4 protein-coding genes are annotated in these 2,947 nt (G+C 71.6%); all 4 read left to right on the top strand.

Annotated features, from left to right (window positions below; translation table 11 throughout):
• Positions 1-717 (top strand): TonB-dependent siderophore receptor (locus tag JMF90_RS31515; RefSeq protein ID WP_201325899.1); only part of this gene is annotated, 717 nt, incomplete at its 5' end.
• Between the two features lie 11 nt (positions 718-728).
• Positions 729-1,514: an ABC transporter ATP-binding protein gene (locus JMF90_RS31510; protein ID WP_011545131.1), complete on the top strand. Its 786-nt coding sequence runs from the start codon at positions 729-731 to the stop codon at positions 1,512-1,514.
• The gene (locus JMF90_RS31505; protein ID WP_011545132.1) at positions 1,511-2,503 is read left to right on the top strand and encodes an ABC transporter substrate-binding protein; all 993 of its coding nucleotides are present in this window, start codon (positions 1,511-1,513) and stop codon (positions 2,501-2,503) included. Before JMF90_RS31510 ends, JMF90_RS31505 begins: the two co-directional genes overlap by 4 nt.
• On the top strand, positions 2,500-2,947 hold a 448-nt coding region (locus tag JMF90_RS31500), incomplete at its 3' end, for an iron chelate uptake ABC transporter family permease subunit (RefSeq protein ID WP_201325898.1). The genes JMF90_RS31505 and JMF90_RS31500, both read left to right, overlap by 4 nt.

The following is a 2,947-nucleotide window of genomic DNA, read 5'->3' as shown; positions in this document are numbered from 1 at the left end:
GGTGTCGTGTTCGATATCGCGCCGGCGTTCACCGCCTATGCGCAGTACACGACGGGCGCGGAGGGCGTCGGCTCGCTCGTGACGCTGTCCGCGTCGCAGATGAACGTCCGGCTCGCGACCGGCGAACAGTGGGAAGCCGGGCTCAAGCAGACGCTGCTCGACGGGCGCGCGTACTGGACGGTCGCGGTGTACGACATCACGAAGCGCAACCTGCTCAGCACCGATCCGTTCAATCCGGCGCTGCGCCAGCAGGTCGGCCGGCAGTCGTCGCGCGGCGTCGATCTGACCGGCGGCGCGCGGCTGTCGCACGGCTGGACGATCGATGCGAACGTCGCGTTGCTGCGTGCGCGCTACGACGCATTCAACCAGACGGTCGGCGGCGCGACGGTGTCGCGGGCCGGCAACGTGCCGTCGGGCGTGCCGCAGCAGACCGCGAACCTGTGGCTCGGCTGGGCATTCGCCGAGCGCTGGCACGTGAATGCGGGCGTGCGTTACGTCGGCGCGACCTACGGCGACGATGCGAATCGCGTGCGGGTGCCGTCGTATACGGTGTTCGATGCGTCGCTGCGCTGGCAGCCGACGTCGCGCACCGAGCTCGCGCTGTATCTGCGCAATCTCGCGAACCGCACGTATGCGGTAACGACGTCGAACGGCGGCGAGCAATGGCTGCTCGGCCCGTCGCGCTCGGCGGAGCTCGTCGCGACGATGCGCTTCTAGGGCGGCACGACATGCGTCCCGTCAAACACATGCTCGACATCGAACGCGTGAGCTGGTCTCCCGGCGGCGCGGTCGACGTGCTCGATTCGGTGACGCTGACGGTGGCCGAAGGCGAGTTCGTCGGGCTGGTCGGCCCGAACGGCAGCGGCAAGACGAGCCTGCTGCGCTGCGTGTTCCGCTACGCGCGGCCCGACGCGGGCCGCGTCGCGCTCGACGCGCAGGACGTGTGGCGCATGCGGCCGCGCGCGGTCGCACAGCGCATCGCGGTGCTGCAGCAGGAAACGCCCGACGATTTCGGGCTGACGGTCGACGAGCTGGTCGGCATGGGCCGCACGCCGCACAAGCGGGCGTTCGATGCGGAGTCGGCCGACGACCGCCGGATCGTCGAATCCGCGCTGCACGATGTGGGCCTCGTCGAGCGTCGCGCGCAGCGTTTTGCGTCGCTGTCGGGCGGCGAGAAGCAGCGCGCGCTGCTGGCCCGCGCACTCGCGCAGCAGCCCGAACTGCTGTTGCTCGACGAACCGACCAACCATCTCGACCTGCGTCACCAGCTCGAACTGCTCGCGCGCGTGCGCCGCCTCGGCATCGCGACGCTCGCGACGATTCACGACCTCAATCTCGCGGCCGCGTATTGCGACCGGCTCCATGTGCTCGCGCACGGCCGCGTCGTCGCGTCCGGCGCGCCGGACGACGTGCTGACCGAAGCGCTGCTGCGCGACGTGTTCGGCGTCGCCGCGCTCGTCGATCGCCATCCCGCCACGGGCCGCCCGCGCATCACGCCGCTTCATCCGGAATGACCACCATGCCGTTTCCTCTCCTGTCTTTCGTCGCCCGCCGGCTGGTCGCAGCTGCCGTGCTCGGCGGCGCGGCCGCGCACGCGTTCGCCTATCCCGTCACCGTGCGCAGTTGCGATCGCGACGTGACGTTCGAGCGCGCACCGACGCGCGCGGTGAGCAACGACGTGAACCTGACCGAGATGATGCTCGCGCTCGGCCTGAAGGACCGGCTCGTCGGCTATACGGGCATCGGCGGCTGGAAGACGGGCACCGCGCGCGTGCGCGACGCGTTGCGCGGCGTGCCCGAACTGGCGAGCCAGTATCCGTCGCTGGAAGTGCTGGCCGCCGCGCGCGCCGATTTCTATCTCGCGGGCTGGAACTACGGGATGCACGTCGGCGGGCCGGTGACACCGGCGACGCTCGCGCCGTTCGGCATCCGCACCTACGAACTGACCGAATCGTGTTCGCACGTGATGAAGCAGTCGGCCGCGTCGTTCGACGACGTGTTCCGCGACCTGACCAATCTCGGTCGCATCTTCGGTGTCGATGCGCGCGCCGCGCAGGTCGTCGCCGGGATGCGCGCGCGGCTCGCGGCGGTGTCGCGCGCGATCGGGCGCCCGGCGCCGCTGCGCGTGTTCGTGTACGACAGCGGCACCGACAAGCCGATGACCGCGGGCGGGCTCGCGATGCCGACCGCGTTGCTCGCGGCGGCGGGCGCGCGCAACGTGATGGACGACCTGCCGCGCAGCTGGACGCAGGTGAGCTGGGAAAGCGTGGTCGCGCGCGATCCGCAGGTGATCGTGATCGTCGACTATTCGGCGGTCACGGCCGCGCAGAAGCAGCAGTTCCTGGCGGGCCAGCCGGCGCTCGCGCGCGTGGCCGCGATTCGCGAGCGGCGCTTCGTCGTGATTCCGTACGATGCCGCGACGCCCGGCCCGGAGAACGTCGCGGCGGTCGAGACGCTGGCCCGCGCGCTGTATCCGGCCGCATTCGCCGGAGCGGCACGATGAGCGTGCGCGGGCAGGCGGCGCGGCTCGACATGCGCGTGGTGCTGCCGGGGCTGGCCGTGCTGCTGATCGTGTCGATCGTCGTGTCGGCCGCGTTCGGTCCCGCGCCGATCGCGATGCCGGCCGCGGTGCGGATCGTCGCCGCGCACGTCGCGTCGGCGTTCGGCGGCGCCGATGCGTTTGCGGCGGCGCCGGGCAACGACAGCATCGTGTGGCTGATCCGGATGCCGCGTGCGCTGCTGGCCGCGCTCGTCGGCGCGACGCTGGCGACGGTCGGTGTCGCGTTGCAGGCGGCGACCGCGAACCGCCTGGCCGATCCGCACCTGCTCGGCGTAAGCGCGGGCGCGATGCTCGGCGCGATCGCGGTCACGGTGGTGGCCGGCGCGGCGTTCGGTCCGTTCACGCTGTCGGCCGCCGCGTTTGCAGGGGCGCTCGCGGCGACCGCGT

The sequence above is a fragment of the Burkholderia sp. E168m23 genome, from assembly GCF_016586125.1.
GTDB lineage: Bacteria > Pseudomonadota > Gammaproteobacteria > Burkholderiales > Burkholderiaceae > Burkholderia > Burkholderia orbicola.
Note: the sequence above shows the minus strand (reverse complement) of the source record. Positions and strands in the feature narration are given on the sequence as shown.

What these genes read in the sequence shown, in the direction of transcription:
- JMF90_RS31510 (WP_011545131.1), top strand. Translation starts at nt 729, where the DNA reads ATGCGTCCCGTCAAACACATGCTCGACATCGAACGCGTGAGCTGGTCT.
- JMF90_RS31505 (WP_011545132.1), top strand. Translation starts at nt 1,511, where the DNA reads ATGACCACCATGCCGTTTCCTCTCCTGTCTTTCGTCGCCCGCCGGCTG.